This window comes from Flavobacterium sp., assembly GCF_023151265.1.
Lineage (GTDB): Bacteria > Bacteroidota > Bacteroidia > Flavobacteriales > Flavobacteriaceae > Flavobacterium.
On the sequence record NZ_JAKLJH010000011.1, the window covers coordinates 1 to 2140 of the forward strand.

Below are 2140 nucleotides of genomic sequence, written 5' to 3' on the forward strand. Positions count from 1 at the left end.
CATTGGATCTTTAAGCGTGGTACAACTAATAAATAGCGCTGGAAATTTATCTCCTTCAATAATATTTCCTTTAGTTAAAGTTTCAAAATGATCGTCTACATTTTCATCTTTAAATTTCCAAATATTACCCGAGTCTATTCCGTATTTTGTAACATCTACTTCAAGTGTTAAAAACATAATTATAGAAGTTACTGAATATTTTGTTTTAGAAAGTTTCTTTTCTAATTTTTTACTGATATTTTCTTTACCAATTAATTTTAAATAAGTGATTGATGGATCGGCATTTGAAACTATTGTATTTGCCAAAATGGTTTCTCCTGTTACTAAAAGCACTCCTTTTGCTTGGTTATTTTCAACAATAATTTTAGCCACTTTTTGACTTACTCTTATTTCGCCACCATAACTTTTAATTTTACTGGTCATGGCTTTAACTATGCTACTTCCGCCACCCATTGGGTAAAATCCACCATCAAAATAATGATTCATTACTGAACAGTGAACAGGAAAACAAGCTTGAGAAGGCGGCAAACCATGATCGCCACATTGTGCATTTAAAATAGCTTGAAGCATTGGATCTTTAATATGCCAACCTATTACGCGTTTTAAGCTAAAAAGAGCAAATTTACCAAAATGTTTTGTGCGAAAAGGAACGGTGATTTTTTGCCATAAACCTTTTAATTTTGGCATCAATTGAAGTTCGTAATTTACTTTTTGGATTAAAGAAAGGTACTCTTTGATATTTTTTTCTTCTTTAGGAAATGCTTCAATTAATTTATTTTGAAGGTTATCAATTCCTGCTGGTAAATCAAATTTTTGGTTTCCTATTATGCAATGATCATAACCGTTTTTGTTCATTCTAAAAAAGGTTAAGTCGTTTGCAATTCCTAAACCTTTGTATAAATCATTTGTTGATTGACCTTCATCGAGCAAACCAATGTAATGAACGCCTGGACTAAAACGTTGCCCGTTTAACGTAAAACTATGACACCATCCTCCTGGAACATAATGTTGTTCTAACACTAAAACTTTTTGACCACTTCGAGCCAAACATAAAGCGGTAGATAATCCACCAGCTCCAGAACCTATAACAATTGCATCAAATTTTTCCATTATTTCAACATAGCAATAACTGAAAAATACAATTTTGCCTTTAATTATTACTATTTATTTCCAAAAATCAAAATAATTGAACCATTGTAAAGGATATTTTTTCAACATACTTTCTAGGCTTTCAGTGTATGATTTTAGAAGTGCTTTTTCGTCTCTATGTTTTGCATTTGATTGTCTCGTATAAAGATGATAATGCAAGTTAGCTTCTTTCATTACATAAACAAACACTACAGGAACATTTAATCTTGAAGCAATTAAGAAAGGACCAGATGGAAAACTTGCTTCTTTTCCTAAAAGAGTTTCTCTCATTACTTTTGTTCCTTCAAAATATCTATCTCCGGTAAAACATACTAATTCATTGTTTGCTAACGCCCCATTAATTTCATAAATATGAGATAAATCGTCTTTAATTAGAATAAATTTTATGGATGATTTTTGAGTAACACTATCTAAATATTGCTTTATAGCCGAATGTTCTCTATCTGTAGTAACAAGATTTATTTGACAATCAAAATTTATATCGCCAAAAAAATGTTCTGCAATTTCAAAATTTCCAATATGAGCACTTATTAATACTCCACCTTTTTTTTGAGCTTGCAATTCTTTTAAGATATCAATACCGTCAAACTCGTAAGTGAATTTTTTTCTTAATCCTGCAGAAATAGCTGTCTTGTCAATAATGGTTTGTCCAAAAGTAAAATAACTTTTAAAGACCATTAATTTAGCTTTAAAATAAGAATAATTAAGCCTTTCGTGAAAATAATAGAATATTTGTTTGTTACTCTCTTTTAAGAATATAAAATAATAAAAAGCTACAAAAACCAAAACAGTGTAAGCTGCTTTAATTCCGAGCTTTTTTATACAAAAAACGAATATTTTATATCCAAGTACAGTACCTTTAGATTTTCCATCCCACTGACTCATGATATTTTATTTATTACCGTTCTGGATTTTAGTATCTATTAAATTATAAAAATCTTGAAAAGAAGCAATTCCAACGAAGTCTGCTTCACCTAATTTTACTCCAAAA

General features: G+C 29.8%; 2 protein-coding genes and 1 pseudogene. All 3 read right to left on the minus strand.

Going from position 1 to position 2140, the window contains the following annotated elements; translation table 11 throughout:
* The coding region (locus L6Q46_RS02045; protein WP_291282887.1) for an NAD(P)/FAD-dependent oxidoreductase at positions 1-1110 on the minus strand (1110 nt) is incomplete at its 3' end.
* Positions 1111-1164: 54 nt separating this feature from the next.
* On the minus strand, positions 1165-2034 hold the full coding sequence (locus L6Q46_RS02050) for a lipid A biosynthesis acyltransferase (RefSeq protein WP_291282888.1): 870 nt from the start codon (positions 2032-2034) through the stop codon (positions 1165-1167).
* Between the two features lie 6 nt (positions 2035-2040).
* A pseudogene (locus tag L6Q46_RS02055) lies at positions 2041-2140 on the minus strand (acyl carrier protein); the annotation flags it as partial.